The 24,403-nt window shown below is 45.8% G+C and carries 21 protein-coding genes and 2 tRNA genes; 17 read left to right on the top strand and 6 right to left on the bottom strand.

The annotated features are described in order from the left end of the window. The 4 genes from OPS25_RS09510 (at position 1) to OPS25_RS09495 (ending at position 2,190) form a co-directional block, all read left to right on the top strand. A tRNA-Asp gene (locus tag OPS25_RS09510) sits at positions 1-77 on the top strand. Between the two features lie 22 nt (positions 78-99). After that, positions 100-176 (top strand) — tRNA-Asp (locus OPS25_RS09505). 92 nt (positions 177-268) lie between these two features. Continuing rightward, positions 269-961, top strand: a complete 693-nt coding sequence (lolD, locus tag OPS25_RS09500) for a lipoprotein-releasing ABC transporter ATP-binding protein LolD (protein WP_265617475.1) — start codon at positions 269-271, stop codon at positions 959-961. Further along, positions 958-2,190: a lipoprotein-releasing ABC transporter permease subunit gene (locus OPS25_RS09495; RefSeq protein ID WP_265617474.1), complete on the top strand. Its 1,233-nt coding sequence runs from the start codon at positions 958-960 to the stop codon at positions 2,188-2,190. The genes lolD and OPS25_RS09495 overlap by 4 nt, the downstream gene beginning before the upstream one ends. Before the next feature lie 353 nt (positions 2,191-2,543). Here the strand turns inward: OPS25_RS09495 and OPS25_RS09490 are convergent, their stop codons facing one another. Next, a complete protein-coding gene (locus tag OPS25_RS09490) occupies positions 2,544-3,890 on the bottom strand; it encodes a dicarboxylate/amino acid:cation symporter (RefSeq protein ID WP_265617473.1) in 1,347 nt (448 codons plus the stop codon). Between the two features lie 111 nt (positions 3,891-4,001). Here OPS25_RS09490 and OPS25_RS09485 point away from each other — a divergent pair, with 111 nt between their 5' ends. Further along, complete coding sequence (locus OPS25_RS09485; protein WP_265617472.1) at positions 4,002-6,230, top strand: Ig-like domain-containing protein; 2,229 nt, start codon at positions 4,002-4,004, stop codon at positions 6,228-6,230. 110 nt (positions 6,231-6,340) lie between these two features. Here OPS25_RS09485 and astB read toward each other — a convergent pair whose 3' ends face one another. Next, the gene (astB, locus tag OPS25_RS09480; protein WP_265617471.1) at positions 6,341-7,681 is read right to left on the bottom strand and encodes an N-succinylarginine dihydrolase; all 1,341 of its coding nucleotides are present in this window, start codon (positions 7,679-7,681) and stop codon (positions 6,341-6,343) included. 23 nt (positions 7,682-7,704) lie between these two features. Next, positions 7,705-7,929 (bottom strand): hypothetical protein, encoded by a 225-nt coding sequence (locus OPS25_RS09475; protein WP_265617470.1) that lies wholly within the window; start codon positions 7,927-7,929, stop codon positions 7,705-7,707. 118 nt (positions 7,930-8,047) lie between these two features. On the opposite strand from OPS25_RS09475, the gene topA reads away from it, so the two are divergent. The 10 genes from topA (at position 8,048) to OPS25_RS09420 (ending at position 17,576) form a co-directional block, all read left to right on the top strand. Next, the gene (gene topA / locus OPS25_RS09470) at positions 8,048-10,681 is read left to right on the top strand and encodes a type I DNA topoisomerase (RefSeq protein ID WP_265617469.1); all 2,634 of its coding nucleotides are present in this window, start codon (positions 8,048-8,050) and stop codon (positions 10,679-10,681) included. Between the two features lie 11 nt (positions 10,682-10,692). Continuing rightward, complete coding sequence (locus tag OPS25_RS09465) at positions 10,693-11,244, top strand: DUF2058 domain-containing protein (RefSeq protein WP_265617468.1); 552 nt, start codon at positions 10,693-10,695, stop codon at positions 11,242-11,244. A 1,020-nt stretch (positions 11,245-12,264) separates the two neighbouring features. Further along, positions 12,265-12,579: a DUF6122 family protein gene (locus tag OPS25_RS09455; RefSeq protein WP_265617467.1), complete on the top strand. Its 315-nt coding sequence runs from the start codon at positions 12,265-12,267 to the stop codon at positions 12,577-12,579. A gap of 125 nt (positions 12,580-12,704) precedes the next feature. Continuing rightward, positions 12,705-12,941 (top strand): hypothetical protein, encoded by a 237-nt coding sequence (locus tag OPS25_RS09450; protein ID WP_265617466.1) that lies wholly within the window; start codon positions 12,705-12,707, stop codon positions 12,939-12,941. A gap of 332 nt (positions 12,942-13,273) precedes the next feature. Then, positions 13,274-13,501: a hypothetical protein gene (locus tag OPS25_RS09445; protein ID WP_265617465.1), complete on the top strand. Its 228-nt coding sequence runs from the start codon at positions 13,274-13,276 to the stop codon at positions 13,499-13,501. 69 nt (positions 13,502-13,570) lie between these two features. After that, positions 13,571-13,771: a hypothetical protein gene (locus OPS25_RS09440; protein ID WP_265617464.1), complete on the top strand. Its 201-nt coding sequence runs from the start codon at positions 13,571-13,573 to the stop codon at positions 13,769-13,771. A 529-nt stretch (positions 13,772-14,300) separates the two neighbouring features. Further along, positions 14,301-14,750: an acyltransferase gene (locus OPS25_RS09435; protein WP_265617463.1), complete on the top strand. Its 450-nt coding sequence runs from the start codon at positions 14,301-14,303 to the stop codon at positions 14,748-14,750. A 574-nt stretch (positions 14,751-15,324) separates the two neighbouring features. Next, positions 15,325-15,792 (top strand): SRPBCC family protein, encoded by a 468-nt coding sequence (locus tag OPS25_RS09430; protein ID WP_265617462.1) that lies wholly within the window; start codon positions 15,325-15,327, stop codon positions 15,790-15,792. A gap of 207 nt (positions 15,793-15,999) precedes the next feature. Next, complete coding sequence (locus OPS25_RS09425; RefSeq protein WP_265617461.1) at positions 16,000-16,401, top strand: aldehyde-activating protein; 402 nt, start codon at positions 16,000-16,002, stop codon at positions 16,399-16,401. Between the two features lie 443 nt (positions 16,402-16,844). After that, the gene (locus OPS25_RS09420) at positions 16,845-17,576 is read left to right on the top strand and encodes a substrate-binding periplasmic protein (protein WP_265617460.1); all 732 of its coding nucleotides are present in this window, start codon (positions 16,845-16,847) and stop codon (positions 17,574-17,576) included. Position 17,577: 1 nt separating this feature from the next. Here OPS25_RS09420 and OPS25_RS09415 read toward each other — a convergent pair whose 3' ends face one another. After that, on the bottom strand, positions 17,578-18,564 hold the full coding sequence (locus OPS25_RS09415) for an oxidoreductase family protein (RefSeq protein ID WP_265617459.1): 987 nt from the start codon (positions 18,562-18,564) through the stop codon (positions 17,578-17,580). A 37-nt stretch (positions 18,565-18,601) separates the two neighbouring features. Next, entirely contained in the window at positions 18,602-21,511 is a 2,910-nt protein-coding gene (rne, locus tag OPS25_RS09410; RefSeq protein ID WP_265617458.1) for a ribonuclease E, read from the bottom strand. A gap of 616 nt (positions 21,512-22,127) precedes the next feature. On the opposite strand from rne, the gene rluC reads away from it, so the two are divergent. Both rluC and OPS25_RS09400 read left to right on the top strand, forming a co-directional pair. Further along, a complete protein-coding gene (gene rluC / locus OPS25_RS09405) occupies positions 22,128-23,072 on the top strand; it encodes a 23S rRNA pseudouridine(955/2504/2580) synthase RluC (protein ID WP_265617457.1) in 945 nt (314 codons plus the stop codon). Next, positions 23,069-23,737, top strand: coding sequence for an HAD family hydrolase (locus OPS25_RS09400; RefSeq protein ID WP_265617456.1), 669 nt, complete (start codon positions 23,069-23,071; stop codon positions 23,735-23,737). The genes rluC and OPS25_RS09400 overlap by 4 nt, the downstream gene beginning before the upstream one ends. Here the strand turns inward: OPS25_RS09400 and OPS25_RS09395 are convergent. Next, the gene (locus tag OPS25_RS09395; RefSeq protein WP_265617455.1) at positions 23,722-24,339 is read right to left on the bottom strand and encodes a Maf family protein; all 618 of its coding nucleotides are present in this window, start codon (positions 24,337-24,339) and stop codon (positions 23,722-23,724) included. The genes OPS25_RS09400 and OPS25_RS09395 overlap by 16 nt on opposite strands. Positions 24,340-24,403: the final 64 nt, after the last annotated feature.

Genomic DNA, 24,403 nt, shown 5'->3' with positions numbered 1-24,403 from the left:
GGAGCGGTAGTTCAGTTGGTTAGAATACCGGCCTGTCACGCCGGGGGTCGCGGGTTCGAGTCCCGTCCGCTCCGCCATTAGTTCAGCTTGTATCCTGTTGGAGCGGTAGTTCAGTTGGTTAGAATACCGGCCTGTCACGCCGGGGGTCGCGGGTTCGAGTCCCGTCCGCTCCGCCATCATTTAAAAATCCTGTTAAACTGTTGGCCTTCGCTGGTTATCGCGATAACATGCCTCCCATTCTTTCTATATAATTTTAAAAGTAAATGCCATGGAAGACCTGCTGGTTTGTCAGGACATCAGTAAAACTTATCACGATGGTGAAAGTGATACTGCCGTTTTAAGTAACGTCTCCTTCTCGGTTTCTGCCGGTGAACATATTGCCATTTTGGGAAGCTCCGGTTCAGGTAAAAGTACGCTTTTGCATATCATGGGTGGCCTTGATACCCCTTCAAAGGGGCGCGTATTGTTTAACGGTAAAGCCATAGATACCCTCAAACCAAAAGACCTCAATAAAATTCGTAATCAACAAATGGGATTTATCTACCAATTCCATCATCTGCTGGGTGAATTTTCAGCCTTAGAAAATGTCGCCATGCCTTTGCTTATCGGCGGAATTAGCCGAAGCAAGGCAGAAGAAGAAGCTAAAAAAATGCTTGAATTGGTTGGTCTTGCACATCGTTTAGAGCATAAACCAGCCGCGCTTTCCGGGGGGGAAAGGCAGCGGGTGGCGATTGCCCGCGCGCTAGTGACAGAGCCTAAACTGGTAATGGCGGATGAACCGACGGGTAATCTTGATCATAAAACCGGATTAGCAGTTTATTCATTACTAAAAGATATCAGTCGCAAGTTGAACACCACCTTTATAGTGGTGACCCATGACAGAGAATTGGCGAATAAAATGGACCGTGTATTGACGCTCCAGGATGGTCATTTGCAAGCGCTGGATAATGCATCGTTATGAATCTTGCCTTTTATTTTGCAGCCCGTTTTCGAAATGCGAAACAAGCCAACAAGTACATTTCTTTTATTTCACTTTCCTCATCAGTAGGGGTGGGTTTAGGGTGTTTTGTGCTGATAGTTTTATTAAGCATTATGAACGGTTTCGAACGGGAATTAACCCATCGCATTCTGTCGTTTATTCCTCATGGGGAGCTGTTTGCATTTGATGGCAAAGGGATCGAAAACTGGCAAGCTCAACAACAGCGGTTAGCGAAAGATCCGCGCATTAAAAAAGTAACGCCATATACCAAAATTACCGGAATGGTACAGTTTAAAGGCAAGTTAAAAGCGGCCGAAATAACTGGTATAGAAATTTCTGACCAGCCACAAAATTGGCTCACGCGTGTGTCCGACCAGACATGGCAACGCTTCCAACAAAATCCATATGGTGTGCTGCTGGGTAAGGGGATTATGGATAAATTGAATATTACGGTAGGAGATCGGATCCAATTTTTAGTGCCAACCAAAACTGCCGACTTGTCGTTTAAAGCACCCCAAACCGTATCTTTAGAGGTTGCAGGCAGCATTACCATTGGCGGCGAATTGGATAATCTTGTAGGGTTGATGCATCTGCATACGGCATCGGCCGAATCTGGTATCGAATCGGGCGCCCAAGGGTTGCGATTTATGCTGTATGACCCATTTTCGGCAAACGCAGTTATGCGCGAAATTGGTTACTCCTTTCCACAAGCTATTTATATGTCTGATTGGACCCGCACGCAGGGTCATTTATATGATGATATTCAGTTGGTTAGGGTAGTGGTGTATATTGCACTGACGTTAGTTATCGCTGTCGCTTGTTTTAATATAGTTTCGACTCTGGTAATGGCAGTGCGGGAAAAGCGCAGCGCTATCGCAATTTTAAAAACGATGGGCGCCTCGGATAGTTTAATCAGGAATATCTTCATTACGCAAGGCTTGTTAAACGGCATGGCGGGGATTTTTCTGGGTACAACCGCTGCCTTACTTGTGGCTCCCAATCTTTCAGTAATTGTCAGCTTTATTGAGAACTTTTTAGGCGTGAGTGTATTATCGGGCGATGTCTATTTTATTAATTTCCTGCCTTCCGAGTTACACACCAAAGATGTACTGTTAACCGTCGTGGTAGCCACCGCACTTTGCATAATCGCTACTTTATACCCTGCCAATAAAGCAGCAAAAGTGGCGCCAGCGGCCGCATTGAACGGATAATGCCAAACCGCATTTAGGTGTGAGCATCTCAAAGATAGAGGCGGGTTTATCGTCAAGGTGCGTGGGTGAAAAGTGAAGAATGCTACAGGCTTTAGAGCCAATATTACGCGGAATAGAGATCCGTCTCTATCTCCCGGTGCGGCTTTTAACACTTTTTAACCGCACCAATTACGCTCAATTTAGACCCACTAAGCCTTCTCATAATCGGCTTGTTAAAAATAAATAACTTCACCCGCTGATTGAACAAACATTCATTGGGATTAATATAAAAAAGCCAGCGATAAATTCGCTGGCTCCTACAATAAATATTCAATTAGACAGCCGACATTGTTTACTTCAGATTGAACTGCCGGTTAACTGTTCTGGTCGAAATGCTTTAAATCGACTTCTTCTTCTCTTATGCCAGCGTCAGGATCATTGTAGACTGCTTCGTCTATCTCACCTTCACTCTTACCGACAATACATGCCACAGTGCAGTCGCCGGTGATGTTTACCGCAGTGCGGGTCATATCTAACAAACGGTCAACGCCAATGATTAAAGCAATGCCTTCAACGGGTAGGTTAACTTGTTGTAACACCATAGCCAGCATGATCAAACCGACTCCAGGGACACCCGCAGTACCAATCGAGGCGAGGGTGGCGGTCAGCACTACCATCACATAATCATTGATAGACAAGTCCACCCCATAAACCTGGGCGATAAATACCGTTGCCACTCCCTGCATGATGGCCGTGCCATCCATATTTATTGTGGCCCCTAGAGGGAGGCTGAATGATGTGACTGATTTACCTACACCAAGCTTATTGCGTGCCGTTTCCATCGTCACCGGTAAGGTGGCGCTGCTCGACGAGGTACTAAAAGCAAACAGTGCAGCTTCGCGCATTTTCTTAAACAGCGACCAAGGGTTTAAACCGGTAAACAGTTTGAGTAAAATCGGATAGGTGAGAAAGGCATGGATGGCAAGAACGGCGAGCACCAATACAAAGTACTTAGCGAGGCTACCAATCGTATCCAGACCAATGGTGGCAAAGAGTTTCGCCATGAGTACGAAAACGCCGTAAGGTGCAAGATTCATGATGATCGTGACCAGCCGTAAAATCACCGTATTGATGTCTTCAAAAAACGCTCCCAGACGTTTTCCTGCCTCACCGACCATTGCCATGGCTATTCCAAATAACACCGCAAAAACAATAATTTGCAGCATGTTGCCCTTTGCCATTGAGTTGATTGGATTTGACGGGAACATATCCACAATCACCTGCGAAAAAGAGGGGGCTTGTTTGGCAGTGAACTCAGCATCGGTTGAAAGGTTAAGGCCCTCCCCGGGAGATACCAGTAATCCTAGACTGATTGCCAGTGTTACGGCGATAGCCGTCGTGAGAATATACAAGCCCACTGATTTCGCCCCTAAGCGACCGAGCTTACTGGGCTCTGTCAGACTACTGGTGCCGCAGACCAATGAAACAAATACCAAAGGCACAACCAGCATTTTTAAACTAGCGATGAAAATTTGACCTAAGGTAGAAAATATACCTTCTACGAGAATGTTATACGTGGATATCTCGAATGAGAATATCGAAAAGCGTAAATCTCCGCTATCATCGAAAAGCGCTTGCAGTATGGCGCCGATAATGATTCCGGCGACCATGCCGATAAAGATTCTGGTAGTTAAACTATATTTGTGTGATGACTGAGACATGTATGTTCCCTGAGCATTCTGATTTTAGTTATTCGCTGGAATACAGATTCTATTGAGTTTTAAACATGAATACGACCCTAAAGTGAACAAAAGAGGTCCAGGAAGACAATTATGAAAGCATTTGCCAAGTCTCTAGCATTTTTTAGCATGCTGCTTTTCCTTTACGCTTGTGGGGGAGGTGGTGAAATTACACGTGATGGAGACGGGGGCACCACACCACCACCAGATGCCACCGGGGAGGCTAATGTGGTGGTGACATTAGTGGATCCGAACGGGGATGCCAGTAGCGATTTAAACGCCGACAACCCGTTAACCGTGCAGGCAACGGTTACCAATACCGACGGCGAGGCGGTTACCGGTGAACTTATCACCTTTACCTTATCCTCTGACACCCTTGCCAGTTTTACTAATGATGCCGGAACCGCACTAACCAACAGTGAGGGCGTGGCGACTATCGGATTGGAAGTAGGCGCAGGCTCTGGCAGCGGTACAGTAACTGCAACGCTGGACTCAGGCGAAACAGGCAGGGCAGGCTTTACCTCGAGCGGTACCGATGTGGCGCAGAGCAGTGCAGCATCGTTAGACTTTTTCGCCAGCCAGTCCCAGTTATCTTCTGCAGGCGCTGAAACGATAGAGCTATGGGCGGTAGTTAAAAATGAACAAAACGTGTTGCTGCCAAACATTAAAGTGAATTTTGCCGCAAACGCCAATGCATCAATTCAGGATGTGCAATCGACTACCGATGAAAGTGGTATCGCCCGGGTTAATTTAAGTACCGGTGGCGATTCTGAAAATCGTATAATCACGGCCACTGCTTCAATCGCTAGCCAGCCAGAACTGACGCAAACTATAGAGATTGCTGTTGTGGGTACCTCCATCAATATTAATGGTTCGGAGTCAGTCATAGTCGGTGACAATGCCAGTTTGACAGTTAGCCTGGTTAATTCAGACGGAAAGGGGGTTAGCGGAGAAGCGGTTGCGGTTAGTGCTATCGATTCAGCGGGCAACGATGTTTCTGCAGACACCTTAAACTCAACCACTGTCACTACCGACAGGGATGGTCGCGCAAGTGTAATTTTTAATTCCTCGACCTCTGACGATTTTACCGTGATGGCGTCGGCACTAGGTGCAAGTGAATCGTTTCTGGTTACCGTACAACAAGATGAGTTTCGCTTTGTCAATCCACCCGACGTGGAGGATGTGAATGATGATATCCCGTTAAATGAAAGCAAAATATTAACATTAGTATGGAAAAAGGACGGGGTGGCTTTCGCAGGTGGCAACGTGTCACTAACCATATCACGGGGAACCATCACACCGTCTGGCGTTACCAATGCCAGTGGTGAACTTGCTGTCTCGGTTCAGTCGAGCAATGCGGGCGAAGCCACCATCGTTGCCACCGGCACGGACGGTAGCGAACAGGTCTCAACTCGTCTAACCATCGCCTTTATTGCAGAAGTTGCGGACAACATCATTGTGGATGCGACTCCAGATTCAATTGGGCCAGATGGACAAACCAGCACCATTTCTGCAGTAGTGCGTGATGCAAGCGGAAACCGCGTGCGCAATAAGTTAGTTAATTTCACGCTGAATGATGTGTCGAATGGATCTTTAACTGATGCCCAGGCGCGTACTGACAAACGGGGCATTGCCACCACGGTTTACCAGTCAAACGCAATAACATCAACCGACAGTGTTGTGGTGACAGCGACGGTGGATGATGATACGTCGGTCACCGGCTCGACTACACTGACTGTAGGAGACAGAGCATTCGATATCACCCTGGGAACCGGCAGTATAATTCAGGTTCCGGACGACTCTTCATACCTCAAAGAGTTTTCGGTATTCGTTGTAGACAGTGACGGTAATCCTGTTGCAGATACACAAATTACACTATCCGCATTACCGTTAAAAACATCCGAAGGAAATACTTATTCAAAAGGCTTTTGGGTATACAACGATGTTGCAGGCATTTGGGAGCAACAGGTGAACGCAAGCTGTCAAAATGAAGATGTTAATTACAATGGCATTTTGGATTTAAGCCCGGTGAACGAAGATACCAATGGCGATAACATGCTGACTCCCGGGATTATGTCCTCTATTACAGATACAGTAACAACAGATGAAAATGGCCAGGCCATAGTTTCCCTACGTTACGCTAAGCAGTTTGGCGGCTGGGCAACAGTAAAAATTACAGCAAAAAGCGAATCGGGGGGATCGGAGTCGAGTGAAAGCATGAGTTACCGGCTTGCCGTGGCAGCGGATGACTTGACAGACGAAGCCGTGCCGCCTCCAAATAGTCCTTACGGTTTATCGGCTGATTGTTCAACTACTGATTAAACCAGTGACAAAATATTAAAAAAACGCCGCGAATCTAAGATTCGCGGCGTTTTTGCATAAAGTTTACTAAAGAGGAACGCTATACCCAATCTGCTCCTCTAGTGCGCAGTTTAATCTTGTTGGAACGGATACACAGAACCAAGCTTCATTAATTGGGTCAGTTCATCCAGAGCTGCGCGCGATTCCATCAGTAACTGCGGGTCACGTAAATCATTTTCCGTTAAGGCGTCGCGATAGTGCTTATCCACCCAAGTATTCAGACGCTTGAATTGATCATCGTTCATTAACGTGTAAGGGTTAACGGCATCCAGTTCATGCTCTGTCAGCGCCACACGCAGACGTAAACACGCCGGCCCGCCGCCATTGCGCATACTTTGTTTTACATCAAAGTATTTCACTTCCTTAATGGGCGTACCCAGGGTAACCAGTTCCTGCAGATATTGGTGAACGGCTGGGTTTTCTTCACATTCGGTGGGTGCAATGATGGCCATGGTGTTATCGGGCAACGTAATAATCTGGGTATTAAATAAATAGGTTTTCACCGCGTCTTCTACGGAAACAGCACTCGTTTTCACTTCAATAAAGTGCAGGGGATGCTCACCAAATTTCTGGCGAATCTCATCAAGCGAAGACTGCGTATTTAAAAATGCCTGTTCGTGATAGAAAAGCACATTCTGGTTACCTACCGAGATAACATCATTGTGAAATACACCTTGGTCGATAACATCCGGGTTTTGTTGCATGTACACCACTGATTCGTCACTTAAGCCATGCAAGCGCGCAATGGCCTGACAGGCTTCCAATGTTTGTCTGGCCGGATAACGTGTAGGTGCTGGTTTCGATGCATCAAACGCATGCCGTCCGTACACGAACAACTCAAGCCCCGCATGACCATAGTCTGTGCACAAACGGGTATGGTTCGCGGCTCCTTCATCGCCGAAATGGTCGTTGTCCGGCAAGTGGGTGTGGTGTGCAAAGTATTTTTCGTTAGCGAACGTGGCTTTTAAAATATTGCCCGTTACTCGGGGTTCAAGTGAACGGTGAAACTTATTCGTAAGGTTAGCGGGAGTAAAGTGTACGCGTCCGTCTGCGGTATCCGGACTGGGTGAGACAGTGGCGGCATTGGCAGTCCACATACTGGATGCCGAGCAACACGCTAAAAAGACCTGTTTAGCGTTTTTAGCAGCGTTCTCTAAAACCGTTGCGTCTGACCCAGTAAAACCCAAACGTCGCAGCATGGCGATGTCAGGGCGCTCCTGAGGGGCTAAAATACCCTGTTGCATGCCCATGTCAGCCAACGCCTTCATTTTTAATAACCCTTGCTTTGCCGCTTCTTTGGGATTACTGACTGCATTAGCATTATTGAGTGAGGCAACGTTTCCGAACGACAAACCCGCGTAATTATGGGTTGGCCCCACCAGGCCATCAAAATTAACTTCGTATTGCTTCATAACTCCCTCCGCGTAAATATAGGTTATGATGGCTGGAAAACGTGAACAAGCGATACGCCATTACTTTTGTCATTATTAACTATAATGGACAAGCGTAACGCTTCAATTTCAGCAATCAGATGGACATCAATGGCGGCATTATACGGGTTTTGGTGTGCTTGCCAATCCGGGCGGTCAAATATTAAACAGTTATTGGCGCGTATTAGAGCAAACGGGAGAATAAGTATGAAGAAGATCTTGTTTTCCATTCACTTTGTAGATATATGTTAAAAAAGCGAAGGTATCCCTCGGGTGCCCAAAAACGATGAAACAGAATAGAGTAAACGTATATAACTCTATATAAATCAATAGGCTAAGTTCATCTATATGGCAAAATCACTGGTCATTGTCGAGTCCCCCGCGAAAGCGAAAACGATAAATAAATATCTCGGCAAAAATTTTATTGTGAAATCTTCTGTCGGACACGTCCGCGATCTCCCCACTAAAGCACTGGGGAAGGTTGAAGCGAAAAAAAGTGCCAAGGAATTAAAGCAATTAAGCGAAGCTGAAAAGCAAGATTATCTCCAACACTATGAATACAAAAAGCTGGTCGATCGTATGGGGGTCGACCCGCAAGCTAACTGGAAAGCGCATTACCAGGTTTTGCAAGGCAAAGAAAAAGTCGTCAATGAACTTAAAAAACTGGCTAAAGATGCGGAGACAATTTATCTCGCCACCGATTTGGACCGCGAAGGAGAGGCAATTGCCTGGCACTTACGGGAACTACTCGGCGCTAAAGACAAATCTTTCCAGCGAGTCGTGTTCAACGAGATCACCAAAAATGCCATACAGGATGCATTTTCCCACCCCGGAGAACTCAATCTTGACCGCGTGAATGCGCAGCAGGCTCGGCGTTTTCTTGACAGGGTAGTGGGCTTCATGGTCTCGCCCTTGCTTTGGAAAAAAATTGCCAGAGGATTGTCAGCCGGCCGTGTGCAATCTGTTGCTGTGCGATTGGTGGTTGAACGCGAGCGTGAAATCAAAGCTTTTGTGCCGGAAGAGTTCTGGGATATCCATGCCGATCTCACTGCGCAGAAACAGGGTTTACGCATGTTGGTTAACCGGTATCAGGAAAAACCGTTTAAACCAGTCAATAAAACCCAGACCGACGAGGCAATGCAGCGGTTAGAAACGGCGACGTATATTGTTGAGTCGAAAGAGTCTAAGCCTACTCAAAGCCGTCCCTCCGCTCCTTTTATCACCTCAACCTTGCAGCAGGCTGCCAGTACGCGACTAGGTTTTGGGGTGAAAAAAACTATGATGATGGCACAGCGCCTGTACGAAGCCGGTCACATCACTTACATGCGTACCGACTCTACTAACCTGAGTAAAGAAGCGCTGGATAGCTGTCGTGATTTTATTGGCGACAACTTTGGCAACAAGTACTTGCCCGAAGCGCCGAACCGTTATGGCAGTAAGGAAGGTGCACAAGAAGCACACGAAGCGATCAGACCGTCAAACGTAAATATGCAGTCCAGCGCATTAGGCGACATGGAAAGAGACGCTCAGCGCTTATACGAGTTGATATGGCGACAGTTCGTGGCGTGTCAGATGACACCTGCGAAGTACGATTCCACCACAATCAAGGTGAAGGCAGGCGAGTATGAATTAACCGCCAAGGGGCGCGTATTGCGTTTTGATGGGTGGACAAAAGTGCAGCCACAAATTCGTAAAAAAGGCGACGAAGAGCTAACCTTGCCTGATGTTAAGCAAGGCGAGGAACTTCAGCTTAACAAGCTCGACCCGCAACAGCATTTTACAAAACCCGTTGCACGCTTCAACGAAGCGTCGTTAGTAAAAGAGCTGGAAAAACGCGGTATTGGACGCCCCTCCACTTATGCTAGCATCATCTCAACTATTCAGGATCGCGGCTATGTCAGGTTGGAGAACAAGCGTTTTTATGCTGAGAAAATGGGAGAGATCGTCAACGATCGCTTGCATGACAACTTTGAAGATCTGATGAGTTATGATTTCACCGCTAAAATGGAACAGCGGTTGGATGACATTGCCGAAGGTAAGAAAGACTGGAAGCAGGTTCTCGATGAGTTCTATCAAGATTTTTACAGTAAATTGCTCACCGCTGAAAAAGATGCGGAAGAAGGCGGTATGCGGCCCAACCAAGCAATTCCTGCGGGAATTACCTGCGCTAAGTGCGGACGGGAAATGAACGTAAGAACGGCCAGTACCGGTGTCTTTCTAGGATGTTCGGGTTATAACTTACCACCTAAGGAGCGATGCACCAATACCATGAACCTGACCCCCGGTGGGGAAGTGGTTAAAGTGGATGACGAGGAAGAGTTAGAAACCGAAGCATTACGTGCGAAGCGCCGTTGTCAGGTGTGTGGTACCGCGATGGACAGTTACTTAGTTGACGAAACGCGAAAATTGCATGTATGTGGCAATGCGCCAGCCTGTTCTGGCACCTATGTAGAATCAGGCACATTTAAGATCAAAGGTTACGATGGCCCTCTTATAGAGTGTGATAAGTGCGGCAGCGACATGGAGTTGAAAACCGGGCGCTTTGGTAAATATTTTGGGTGCACTAATGAAGAATGCAAAAACACCCGCAAACTGTTGCGAAATGGTGAACCGGCACCACCCAAGGAAGATCCGGTAGATTTGCCGGAGCTGGAATGTGAGAAGTCAGATGCGCACTTTGTCTTACGTGACGGAGCCTCAGGTATTTTCCTGGCAGCGCATAACTTTCCGAAATCTCGTGAAACCCGCGCACCCAAAGTTGCGGAGTTAGCACGCTTTCGGGATCGTATTTCCGAGAAATTTCACTATCTGGCCGATGCCCCGCAGCAGGATCCGGACGGCAACCCAACCATCGTTCGCTATAGTCGCAAGACCAAGCAACAGTATGTCATGTCAGAAAATGACAACGGCAAAGCCACCGGTTGGTCAGCCTGGTATAAAGACAACAAATGGGAAGTCAAAGACTCCCGTAAGAAGTCATAGGTGGGTTAAAAATGGCATCATTACAGGAGCAATTGCTTAAAGCTGGCCTTGCGGATAAATCCAAGGCCAAGCAAGTACGCAACGAAAAGCGCAAAAAACAGAAGCAAAAAAACAAACAGAAAGTGGTAGAAGTGGATGAAGCCACTTTGGCCGCCCAACAAGCCGCTGAAGAAAAGAAAGCCAAAGACCGTGCGTTGAACGAAGCACAGCAGCAGGAGCGTGAAAAGCGCTCTATTGTGGCCCAGGTCAAACAGCTTATTTCCATCAACATTCAGCAGCGGGGGCCGGCCCAAACGGTACTGAACTTTACTCATGACAACGTCATCAAGCGCATGCATGTCAGTGAAGAAATTCACAAACAGGTGACCAAGGGCAAGCTCGTGGTGGTCATGTACGAAGGCGGTTATGAACTAATACCCACCCCCGTGGCGGACAAAATAGCGCAAAGAGACGAAGCGAGCATTGTTTACCGCGCTGATTTACAAACTACAACAGGCGAATCGTCGGGCGAAGAAGATGACTGGTACGCTGATTATCAAATTCCAGACGATTTAACTTGGTAAGCGGCGCTGCGAAAGCGTTTGACCTATTTTCATCATCGAAGTGACCTAATACACCAACCGAACAAGGTTATGGGCACTTCGAAATCATTCCAAGCACCACTTCCATTTCGTTTCTTGACATAACGCTCAGGAATTTTCTTACGATTATTAGTAGTTAAAAATTTCTTAAATACAAGATTCTATTCGCAATTGACGCACCCGTATTAGTATTTTTTTATGTTGGTATATTTAAGCGCGGCAATGTAAGCGAATGATACTTTTATCCATTTCATTCTGAACGCTATGGCATACTGAGATCATTAACCCTAAAAAAATTTTCGTATTCGAGTATGGTGTGACTAAGTGATTTCTGCCACATCGTCGTAGCAATTCCAGTAACGTTTCTTTGATTCATTTGGCGTTAAATCACAGTTGTATGCTCCGATCACAGTAGGCTGTAATAGCCAACAATGTAATCGCCAATCTTTTGTTTAGCTTCTTTAAAGCTTCGCTAGCCTGTTATGGGAAGCCATTCTGTATTATAGCTTTTGAAGAAGTATTCCATAGGACTGTTGACGCACTTTTCTTCCAACAATTTCCTCTGTGGTTCATACTTTGCTTTAAACGGTATGGGCACTAACTACGCGGCCGCTTGGGGATATATGCGGTGGATAGCCAAAATTAATATCCATGACTTATTGTTTCATTAAAGGTGGTTTATGATAATAGATAATTTTACATGCTATTATCGAAGCTTCCGTCCAGCAGAAGTTGGCCGTTTTACCAAAATAAAAAAAGAAAAAATATATGAAGTCCGTTTACCGTTATCTAATTACTTTCACTTTATTACTCGCGGCGATCTCGTCGTATAGTTGGGGTAATCAAACGGGCATGTTTATATTCATTATTCTGGGTTTTATTTTAGAAGGGGCGTTCTGGTTCGGGCTGTTACCGCGTAAGCGAAGTAAATAAAATTTTCTGGCTGAAGATAGCTTGAACCAAAACTAATCACTGCCGTTTTTTGCTTTGACGGAGAAGCAGATGTTCCATTTGGCTTTACATTTTCTTGTCCCTCTTTTTATCGCGATTGCGTTTTTTCGAAAAGACTGGCAAAGGGCCTATCTGATAATGATATTGACGATGTTAGTAGATCTGGATCATTTACTCGCTAATCCAATTTATGACCCTTTGCGCTGTAGCATAGGCTTTCACCTGCTGCATAAACTTTGGTTAATACCACTGTACGTATTGCTAATCTTTTTTCCAAAAAGCAGGCTAGTGGGAATGGGACTAACGCTGCATATGGCACTGGACTCGATAGATTGCCAGGTAACCAATGGTGTTTGGTCAAATTAAGCTATAAAAATAAAAGTTGCATTGCGCAGTGTCCATATCTTAATGGTTAGGCCTAACGCCAGGCCTATGCAGGTATTAAAGCAGCGTTGTGAGGCGTAAATTATTTACCATACGAAGGAGATACGATGCCGCTAAAAAAATGGCTGCTGCAATATAGCTTTGCTTTTCCCCTACTATTTTTAATTCTTGCCGGGGTGCAGTACCTCAAGGGACACACTGTCATTTATAGTATGGAATTTGGCCTGTTATGGACGGCAATTTCAATCATTGTGTTTGCACTTCGCCGTGCCTATTTCTTTCGCAAAAAAATTAATTGTCAACTTTGTAACGACTTGCCCGCCAATAACACTCAGAAAAAGTAAATTGACCCGCTGTAATCAGGGGATGTGGATGTTCAATCACTTGAGTTATCGACTATACTTGTGTCAGATATTGCGTATTGATATCAGCTGTTTAGCGAAGATTGCCACGCGCGTTTCAACCCAAAATATCTTAAATTGGTTTAGGGTAACTATAAAAACAGCATGCGTAATATATCGTAACTGTATGAAACACAGAGAATAGGAATGACTAGGTCAGCTACCCACGATGACTACATTGCAGCCGCTTCCGCGCCATTACAATTGGTGTTGGCGGAGCTGCGGGAAAACTTTCCTATTGTTTACCTGATGCGGAAGAAGTAATCGGATACAAGATGCCAGGGTATAAAATTGGCAGCGCTATTGCTGTTGGCTACGCCGCATTTTCTAAACAAGGTGGAATTAACGTTGCGAGCGCAGCGATTGAATCACTTACCGAGGAAATCTCGCGTGCCGGGCTGAATGCCACTAAAACGGGTGTTACCTTCTCTCCTAAGAAAACCATTCCCGGTGATTTAATTGAGAAACTTGCGATCGAATCGCGAAGGGAATATGGCGTGTAAGTAGTTGGGTTTCGTCAAGCTTGTGGTGTGATTTTGTGGCTACTAGGCAAGAAAACTAGGGAGGTTAGTTTGGAAATTAAAGATGGCGTCAACTGCGTGGTGTTGGCTGGCACTCATAAAGGTAAGACTGGTTTAGTTCGTGATATTCATACCAGTAAGTGCGGAAACGCAACGATCACAGTAGTGCAACAAAATGGTGAAAAATTTAAAACGCTAGCCAAAAACGTCAGGGTTTCAGAGAGGGCTAGCACTTCCATGAAGGGGACGTAGCTCATATTGCAGCCGTGTTCAAGGCTTGCAGCATAATCCAATCAAAAACTGCTCAGGCCATTTCAGGCGGGGTTAAACAGTTTAGAAAGCTCGGTTAGATGACTGCTGTGCACAATTATACCTTTCTTATTGATGCGCTCTTTTAAAAAGAAAAGAGGCTTCTTTGTAAGTGGGCTAATGACTTCTCGTTTTACGTAAGTTGTCAGTGCGAAATGGTTGTCATTTCTTTCCAAGCATATTCAATTATTTTGTAAAAGAATCTGTCAGGTTTCATACTTTTGCAGGTAGGGAATCTTGATTCGATTGAGATGACGCTTAGTTGCGTTAGTACTTTAATCTCCTATCTTAGTGCGGTAAGTTTACCTTGATCCGTGCTACATCTGCTAATTCTGTTGTAATTGTTTAGCGGACCAAATACATGTATAACAAGATAATAAACACGTGCGATGGAGTAAGCACAGTGTCCGCAACTCGCTTCATGCCACTTCGTTGGCGTACTTTCTTGGGGCGATAAGCATGAGGAGTGACCATGCCAGATTCATTATCATTGTCTCAATACGTAAGAAGACGAAATGGGGTGCCAATGGGCGCCTCGCATTCGATGCGGAATATGCTTTCACGCGCTTTTGGTGCTAAGTCTTTCCCTGTTTTTTGGCATTACTGGAACCCAATCTGGAGTTACTATTTATCACGGAATGTTATGCGGCCTCTCAGTACTTTTCTGCCGGTACCACTGGCTATTTTCATTACATTTCTTGTCAGTGGAGCGGTCCATGATGTAGCAGTATCACTGGTAAAGTGGCAAACCGTCATATTTTTTACGCCGTGGTTTGGCTTAATGGGTTTAATCGTAATCACTACGAGCAAGACGGGTATCACCTACGAAAAATTTAAGTGGCAAACCCGGGCGTTTATAAATGGATTAATTATCTGCACGTCACTGGGTTTAACCTACATGATAGAAAGCGTATACGTATGATAACGCGCGTTGCCCGTTGACGGTATTCTGGGGTGGTCGTCGTGAGAGCGCTGCGCCATTGTGTCGCAGGTTTTTGCGCCGCAGGTGGTAGTTTTCGGCAGGATAACAATGCACACCACCACATTCCGAAAAGGATGTGAAACTGCCAATCAATAAATAGGTGATGCAATACAGTGTAGCTTTCCCTATAGTTCATGTTGCTTGCCGGGGTGCAATATGTCAAAGATTACCCATTTTCATATTATGCTAAGGCCGGTGTAATGTGGGCTTTAATAGCAATGGTTTTATTTGCTATTCAAAGAGCGTACATGTGCGGTGAAAATATCGGTTGCGCACTCTGTAACGGTTTGCTTTTAGGCGCTAAAAACACAAAGTGATGTTGCAGGAAGCTACGTCAGAGTGCTGGCTAACCTCCACATAGCGGCAGTTTATCTCGCCTGAAAAGATATGATGGGCGCCACCAAGTCGAATCGGAATAACACATTCGCGTCTCATGATTGTGTAGGGCATCAGCGTGCGCTACTGTAATAGCAAGTTTTATTAATCTTAACTTCTTTCTAAGGACGGTAACCTCATGAGATGTATCACTTCCAGATCTAAAGAAATCAATGGCGCGCCTGCGGCTGTTTGGGCAGTTATTTCGGACATTCGTAATGCTCATAACCACATATCTGCAATTAAGCATATTGAAATTCTCGAACAGCCACCAGAGGGAAGCCTGATTGGCTTAAAGTGGAAAGAAACCCGCGAATGGATGGGCCGGGATATGGATGAAGTGATGTGGATCACAGATGCTGGGGAGAACTCCTTTTACGAAACGCGTGCTGAGAGTCATGGGTGTATCTACCAATCGCGCTTAGAACTTGTCCCTACTTCGACGGGAACAACTCTTACAATGGCATTTTACTGTCAGCCCCAAAGTATGGGGGCAAAAATCATGTGGGTACTGACTGGCTGGATGGCAAAGAACTCACTTAGTAAAGCCTTCGATAAGGATCTGGAAGATGTTAAAAAAACGGTCGAGAGCCAAACAGAGCGGTAAGTCTGATGGCAGGCGCGCATGATAACCTCTGACCTGCGCGGATCTTTGATTGGTTAAAAAACTGAATTCTTCCCTGTGAGTAGTTGCCAAAGCGGCTTGCCATCCACACTGAATTCAGCGCAACATTATCTGCAAGGCCTTTGGAATACTGTTTTTAACTGTGCTAGCTTTGTTGGCTCACTTAACACTTTTAAAAGGTACCGGAAAATGGATTATTCAACTGAATGCGATTGCGGCAAAGTTAAAGTGTTAGCATTTTTTCCTCTCCCAATTGAGAACTACGAGGCTCGCGAGTGTGACTGTGACTTTTGCGTCGCTCATGGCCTTGCTTATCTTTCAGACGTGAATGGCACTATTTCTTTTTATCCTAAAGACTCTTTGACGCCACTGCAGCAAGGTTCAAAACAAGCTACTTTTTGGCAATGTCGGTTTTGTCGAGATATTGTTGCCGTATCTTATACACGAAACGGTGAGACGAGAGGGGCTGTTCCTGCTGCTCTTTTTGATAAGGAGCATAAGCTTAAACCGTTTATATCGGTAAGTCCTAAAAAGCTATCGCCCACACAAAAGAGCGAGCGATGGTCCACCCTTTGGTCAAAGGTTATTTAAAATCAGCCAATAGTGCTGGCCAATGCAGATGTAGTCAAAGCAGGTCCAGAGAACTCGCCATGTTAAACCCATACGTTATACAAAAATGACCATGATTGCGTTGTATACTGCCAAAAAATGGAAAGTAGGAAAAAATACACGTCCTGAATCTTGCAGCACTGCTAGTGTAGATTTTATTGCTTAAATGCGTACTGACATAATGTCTATCCTCATCGACTGAATCGACACCAATAATCTAGACACTTCTTAATCCTTCTAGATATTGTTTCACCTACTCTATTGGTGAAAGTAGGCCAAAATATAGTCTGCAGAATAGGCGAATTCTGCGAAGCGATAAATTTGTATCCCCGTTCTTCAAACAGAGATTAAAAAATAGCTTTTTGCGAATATGTCAGGTTATACTTTTGCATAGTTTGAGAAGATGTAGAAAGTTTACCCCCTTCATGAAGTATGGCTTAATTTCTGTAATATTGATTTTCGTGTCATTTTCTGGGCATGCAGAAAAAGAGCCTTTATTGATCGCGGTTAATCTTGGGCCTCCATGGGCCTATTATGACGATAATGACTATCCTACCGGTATAGAAGTTGAGACAATTCGAGCGGTCTTTAATGAAATAGGATATTCCACCCGTTTTGTCATCTTACCCTACAATCGATTAATTAAAGCGTTCAACGAACAAAAACTTGATTTTGCCAGCCCAGCCGCGTTTGCATCTGATGTAGGGACGCGTACGATTCGCTATCTGCCGTATCATGATGTAGCGATAACTCGCAAAGCCGATGCCATTAAGCTGGATAACTATCGCGATCTGCGTAACAAACGTATCGTTGCCTATCAGCATGCGCTGCAGGTATTAGGGCAAGAATTCGAACAGGCGGTTTCACTTTCTAATTATATCGAACTAGCTGAGCGTAAAGTACAGGTAAAACTGCTCGCGTTTGAACGCACTGATGTTGTCGTCGGCGAAAGTCGATTGCTGCACTATATCTTGAACGAAACGCACCCTGAACTTGCAGTCACCACGCATCCTATTTTTCCGGTTAAACACTATGGTGGAATCGCACTGGAGGAGACCGTCGCCCATCAATTTGATGAAGGTGTGCAACGTTTCATCGAAGACGGAAAATTCGACGCGTTGTTAAAGAAGTGGGATCCCGCTTTAAATCAACACTAAGTTAGAACTGATTTTGGTCAAGCATAGCTAGCGCAAATGCCGTTTGCTCGTGCAGGTGTTGATTTATCTTCCAGTGCTCTGGTGACCAGCCAGACAGAAAACGATGGAAGTCCGCACATGCGATAGGGTATAACGCCCTCCAGGCACTTTCAATCTGCTTTATCTGATGCTCGTCAAAGTTGGCAGACAACGCCTGTGCAAGCGTGCTGAAATAACGGTCCAGGCACGTTTCCCAGTATACGACTTGATCCTTATCAGTAAGCGCACTGCCAATAAAATAAGCTACGTCGACAATCCCGGGTGCGCGGCCGGGGTATTGAAAATCAACGGCTGCACATTGTTGAAAGTCAGCGGTAAAGCAAAAGTTAGCAACTTTAGCATCGCCATGAATGATAGTTTGATAGGGGCATGTTGCCAGCAACTCGTCGAGCTTGCCTGCGGCCGACTTCAACGGGTCACTCTGCGTTTGCTTTAATTCATCCTGCCGTGTGCTGAGATGCCAGTAGCCTCCTTGAGGCCAAAGGCCCTCACCAGAGTGGTGTAAAAAGCTTCCGTGAAAATGAGCGAGCCAGTCTAACACGCCAAAACTTTGTGCCACTGTTATCTGTGTACAGGTGTTTATGAACCCTTCAGCTTTTAAGTCGCTCAAAGCGAACAACCAGCCATTCTCCAGCGTTTTTAGTGTGAAAGGTTTAGGCAATTGGGGGAGCGGGGTGTGAAGAGCGTAGTGCTGATAGAAGTTCATTTCAACTTCAAAAGACCGACACTTTCTGGCGTGACTGCGCTTCGTAGTCCAACCTTTTGGGTGATGGGTTAACGTTGTTGGAAGGGCTACAACCTTTACTACAACATACCTTCCTGATCGCAACCTACAGCGCACACAGTAACCATAGTCATTCCATAACGGCTGAATAATTTCAATATGACTCGGCTGAGCCAGGGGCAAATATTGCGTTAGGGTATGAACGATATGGTTTGGGATAGACATACAAAAAGGCCACACTGATTGTGTGGCCAATAAAACGTTATTGACTAGGAGGTAGGGTAGTAGGGGCCTTGGCACCCGACTTCTTAAATTCCATGCTAGCGAGCCTTCCAGACACATCAAGTGATGGTCGTGATGAATCGGCACGCGCAGTCAGTGGTGTTTCTCCGAACGTGGCTTCAACTTCAGCTGGCAACGCGGTAGGATGGGAAACGTTTACCTTACCTTTACCACTTGCATTCCTCGCTGGGGGGGAAACGCTGGATTTGTCGACGCGTGGGGAGGCCGGCGTACTTACTTTTTCATGCGCTTCAACGATCTCAGTTTGGACCACAGGCTCTTCTTTGGTTTCAAGGTTCTGCTGAGGCGTCACTGAATCATCGGCCTTATCGGCTGATTCCTCTACCAAATCAATCTCAACTTGCTCAGGTTCATCGTTTTGAGACTTCGCTGAAGCTGAGGTTACTTGCTCAGGTGTCTGTGAAGGGCTGTCGTCAGGTAAATCAAACTGTAATTCATCCTGTTTGACTTCAGCGTTTACTGGCGATGTTGCGACAGCATTTTCTTCAGTCTCAGGCTTGTCACCGGTTTTTTTGCGACGCTGACCAGCTGCTCTCACATGCCGTGGAGAGCGTCTGCTTCTACTACGCGTCGCATTACTTTCGTTTTCACCTTGCTCATTGGCTGAAGTGGTGCGTTCAGCAACCTGATCAGCCTTTTCCTCCGAGCCAGTAGTATCAGGGCTTTGAGGCTCGGCAGCAGGGGAAGTCATCTTCTTCGCATCTACGGTCTTGTCGACAGGCTTTTCAGTGCGCTTCTGAACTTGTTTTGGCGCCTGACCTTGCGTCTCCATTGCGGTTTGTTCTATCGATCCCTGAAGATTGTTAGCCTGTTGAGACGGTACAGCCGAATCGGCATCCTGTACTCGAACACTTCTTCTGCCATCACGACGTTTACGACGTTCAACAACTTGTTTCTTTCTGGTAGAGGAGGATTTATCCTGTCCGTCTTTTGGTGCAACATTTTCCGGCGACTTAACATTGTCATCTTGCGCGGGTTTACGATTGCGGCTTTTGTTCCGCGTACGCTTTTCTTCAGAACGTTGGCTGGAATCGTCTCTATCCTCTACTGCGCTGCGCTCAGTGCGTTTGTTCTTGGGGCGCGAGCGGCGCGGCTTTCTGTCATCGTCACGACGAGCCCGCGAGGAGGGTTTTTTATGACTGCTGGTAGGTGATTTCGTTTCTTCTTTCTCACTACCTGCAGCGAACAAGCTTTTTATCCAACCGGAAATCTTTTTCACAAATGAGTCAGAAGGCTTGTCCACTTTTTCAGCCTGGGCTACCACTGGTGCCTGTGAAGGGGCCACAAGACCCTGTAAAGCAGGCTCTTCGCGTTTACCAATAGCCGCTGATGGCTTACTGGTTTCCGCTTCGCTAAGCTCGGCCAAATCAATGTTATAACTTACTTCAGTTACTTTTTCTTCAGGTCGTCTGCGGGTAACCTGATAATGCGGTGTTTGCAGATTGGCATTTGGAATGAGCACTAGCTCAACGTGATAGCGTTTTTCAATGGTGCGCACAGAGCGACGCTTTTCATTAAGAAGATAAGTCGCCACTGATACGGGTAGCTGCGCTTCGATCTGACCAGTATTATCTTTAATGGCTTCTTCTTCAATGATACGCAAAATTGATAGCGCTAACGATTCAGTACCACGGATTGTGCCGTGTCCTGAACAGCGGGGGCATACATGATGCGCGGACTCACCTAACGAGGGGCGTAAACGCTGGCGTGACATTTCCAATAAGCCAAATCGAGATATACGGCCCAGTTGAATTCTTGCCCGGTCATTTCTGACCGCTTCTTTCATGCGATTTTCAACTTCACGCTGATGACGTACTGGCGTCATATCGATAAAGTCAATAACTACCAAACCGCCTAAGTCACGTAAGCGCAACTGGCGGGCAATTTCGTCTGCGGCTTCAAGGTTTGTATTGAATGCCGTTTCTTCAATGTCTCCGCCTTTTGTTGCGCGGGCGGAGTTGATGTCTATTGATGTCAATGCTTCGGTAGGATCAATAACAATCGAGCCGCCTGAAGGTAAGCGAACCTCGCGCTGGAAAGCGGATTCAATTTGACTTTCAATTTGAAAATGGCTGAATAACGGTACATCACCGCTATATTGTTTTACCCGATTGGCAAAGTCTGGACGCACCAACCGAATATGCTGCAAAGCCTGCTCATACACACTGGTTTTATCAATGAGTATTTCGCCAATGTCACGGCGTAAATAGTCGCGGATGGCTCTGACAATAACATTACTTTCCTGATGAATCAGGAATGGGGCGGGACGATCTTTCGCCACCTTAGAAATGGCTTCCCAATGGGTGAGCAGAACTTTTAAATCCCAGTCTAGCTCTTCAAAAGATTTTCCTACCCCGGCTGTGCGTACTATTAAGCCCATGCCGTCAGGAAGATGTAGCTTATTTAACGACTCTTTAAGCTCTGAGCGTTCATCCCCTTCAATTCGACGCGATATACCCCCTGCGCGAGGATTATTTGGCATCAGTACAAGATAGCTTCCGGCAAGTGATAAGAAGGTAGTAAGCGCGGCGCCTTTCTGACCACGTTCTTCCTTATCAATTTGAACAATGACTTCCTGGCCTTCTTTGATTACGTCTTTGATGTTGGGACGGCCGTCAAATCTATAGCCATCAGGAAAGTATGTTCGCGCTATTTCTTTTAAGGGTAGGAAACCATGGCGTTCTGCGCCATAGTCGACAAAGGCGGCTTCTAGACTGGGTTCAACTCGCGTGATTTTGCCTTTATAAATATTGGCTTTTTTTTGCTCGTGCCCAGGGCTTTCTATATCAAGATCATACAAGCGTTGCCCATCAACCAGGGCCACGCGCAACTCTTCTTGTTGAGTTGCATTTATTAACATTCTTTTCATTGTATCTAACTCTGCATAAACAGCCGTTCAGACACAAAATTAAAGTGACATGTGCAAACCCTCACCGCGCAACCTCACGGCTGGACGGGGACTTTGTTGTTGAGTCGTATTACCTAATAAATACTTTATGTAGCGCTAAGATTCTCATGTAAGCGCATCATTTAGGTGTCGGGAACGACGGCCCTGATAACTTTTCATATCTCATATTCTACACGGACTCTTTTGCCAGCGTAGCTGTCAATTCAATTCTGTAATGCTAAACGGCGAACTTCATTGTTTGTTACGTCATATCGCAGGGTGTTCAAAAATGCTTTAGTACTGCATTTTTTACTACTTTGGCGCTTACATTTTTAGGCTGGCCAACGCGAAAGAGCATGGTTTACTTTTTTACAGTTTGTTCAACCGATTCTATTTTCTTTTTAACTTCTGAAAATAAAACAGAGGGATTATGGCATTAATTCTAGCAATTTAGCAAGAAATCCCTTTGCTCTTTTCACTTTCGCTCATAAGAAAACCTGACTTTTCTCACCCCAATGGCAAGTATTAACGAAGTATGATTACTTTGTTAGATAATTAGCATAGCGTTGCCATACTTGAATGCAGTATACTGCGCGCCATGAATACAGAAGTAAATAATTCCGTTCGATTTATCGAAGTTGACGAGGAATATGCCGGTCAACGTATTGATAATTTTTTAAAGAACCAATTAAAAGGCGTGCCCAAAAGCATGATTTATCGGATCTTACGCAAAGGTGAGGTGCGGGTAAATAAGGGGCGGGTCAAACCTGAATATAAGCTTCGTGCTCAGGACGTGGTGCGTGTTCCCCCTGTAAGAGTTTCGGAAGGCACGCCTACGCCTTCGCCTAAATTACACAAAGTGGCAGAGCTTGAATCGCAAATTTTATTTGAAGATGACCGACTACTGGTTATCAATAAGGCCTCTGGCACCGCCGTACATGGCGGCAGTGGACTTAGTTTTGGCTTGATAGAGGGATTGCGCGCGTTACGTCCTGAAGCTAAGTTTCTGGAGTTAGTGCATCGTTTGGATCGTGATACCTCTGGTTGTATTCTTATCGCGAAACGGCGTTCAGCGCTGCGTCATATGCATGAACAACTGCGTAACGGGCAAATGGATAAACGCTATCAGGCTCTGGTAGCGGGGAAGTGGCCCGCAACGCGATTTAAGGTTAAAGCGCCGTTGCAAAAAAATGTCCTGCAGTCTGGAGAGCGTCTGGTTAACGTGAACGAACAGGGAAAACCCTCGGAAACACGTTATCGCATATTGCAACAGTTTGACAACGCCACCTTGGTCGAAGCTTCGCCCATAACTGGTCGCACCCATCAAATCAGGGTGCATTGCCAGCATGCTGGACATCCCATTGCCTGCGACCCGAAATACGGTGACGCAAAATTTGATGCTTACGTTCAAACCAAGGGCTTGCAGCGTTTATTTTTGCATGCTGCAAAAATCAGTTTGTTTCACCCCAAAACGGAACAGTCTATTTCTTTTGAAGCGCCCTTGGATGAGCAGCTACAGAACGTTTTGAGGCAATTGACATGAAACAGTACGAACTGATCATTTTCGACTGGGATGGCACTTTGATGGACTCAGCTGCCAAAATTGTCAGCTGTATGCAGATTGCGGCAAAAGAGTGTGATATGCCGGTCCCTGGCTTTGAACAAGTTAGTCATATTATTGGAATAAGTTTAAAGCCAGCAATAATGCAATTATTTAAGCTTGAAGATGTCGCGCAGGCTGAGCGACTAACACACGCGTACAAAAATGCTTATCTACAACAGGATGCCACTCCCTGTCCTTTGTTTGCCGGTGTAGAGTCTATGCTGTCGCGGTTAATAGAAAAGGGAAGCCGGCTAGGCGTTGCCACAGGTAAAGCGCGCCGAGGGTTAGAGAGAGCCTGGCGCAATACCAATACCGGCCATTTTTTCTCTGTTTCACGTTGTGCCGATGAGGCAGCATCCAAGCCTTCTCCTGATATGTTACTGCAAATTCTGGATGAAACTGGAGTGACTGCGGATAAGGCATTGATGGTTGGAGATACCACTTATGATATGTCGATGGCACAAGCAATTGGCATGGACCGTATAGGTGTCTCGTATGGCGTCCATGCCCCGGTGAACTTACAGGCCCACTCACCACTTAAAATTGTGCACGATATTGCCGAACTTGATGCCTTTCTATTAGACCGTGTTCAGGCTTCGGCCTGAGTACTTAGTTTAAGTAAATCAATTTCAAATTCTGCCAGTATTTCGCGCAGTAAAATCAGCGGCATGCCAATTAATGCGTTAGGATCACGAGAACTTAAGCGTTCAAAGAGAAGTATCCCTTTCCCTTCGGCCTTGAAACTGCCGGCGCAGTCGTAAGGTTGTTCGCTTTCCAGGTAGGCGACAATGTCCGCTTCATGTAGTGGTCTGAATGTTACCTCGGTTATTTCAGTACGCACAATGCTTTTTGCATTGCGAGCATGCTGCACACAAACGGCGCTAAAAAAGGTCACGGTTTTACCCTGACACTGTAAAAGCTGTAATGTTGCTTTTTCGATATTACCTGGTTTGCCTAATATAACCGATTTATCGTCCACATTAACGCATGCGGTCTGGTCGCTGCCGATAATCACTGCGTCAGGATATTGCTGGGCTATTTTTTGTGCCTTTGCCTGGGCTAATCTTTCCGCTAAGATTTGAGGATGTTCAGCGGATAAGACCGATTCGTCAATCTTCGGTGCTACTGATTCGACCTGCAACCCCAGCGATGTGAGCTGTTGTCTGCGGTACGGTGATGAACTTGCTAAGATAAGTATTGGTGACATAACTATATTGACCGGTAACCCATGTGAAGTGTCATAGTGGTTAACCTGTGCCTAGTTTAGCTCA

The organism is Alteromonas aquimaris, assembly GCF_026183695.1.
In the GTDB taxonomy this organism is placed as follows: domain Bacteria; phylum Pseudomonadota; class Gammaproteobacteria; order Enterobacterales; family Alteromonadaceae; genus Alteromonas; species Alteromonas aquimaris.
This window is presented reverse-complemented; position numbering and strand designations above follow the sequence as displayed.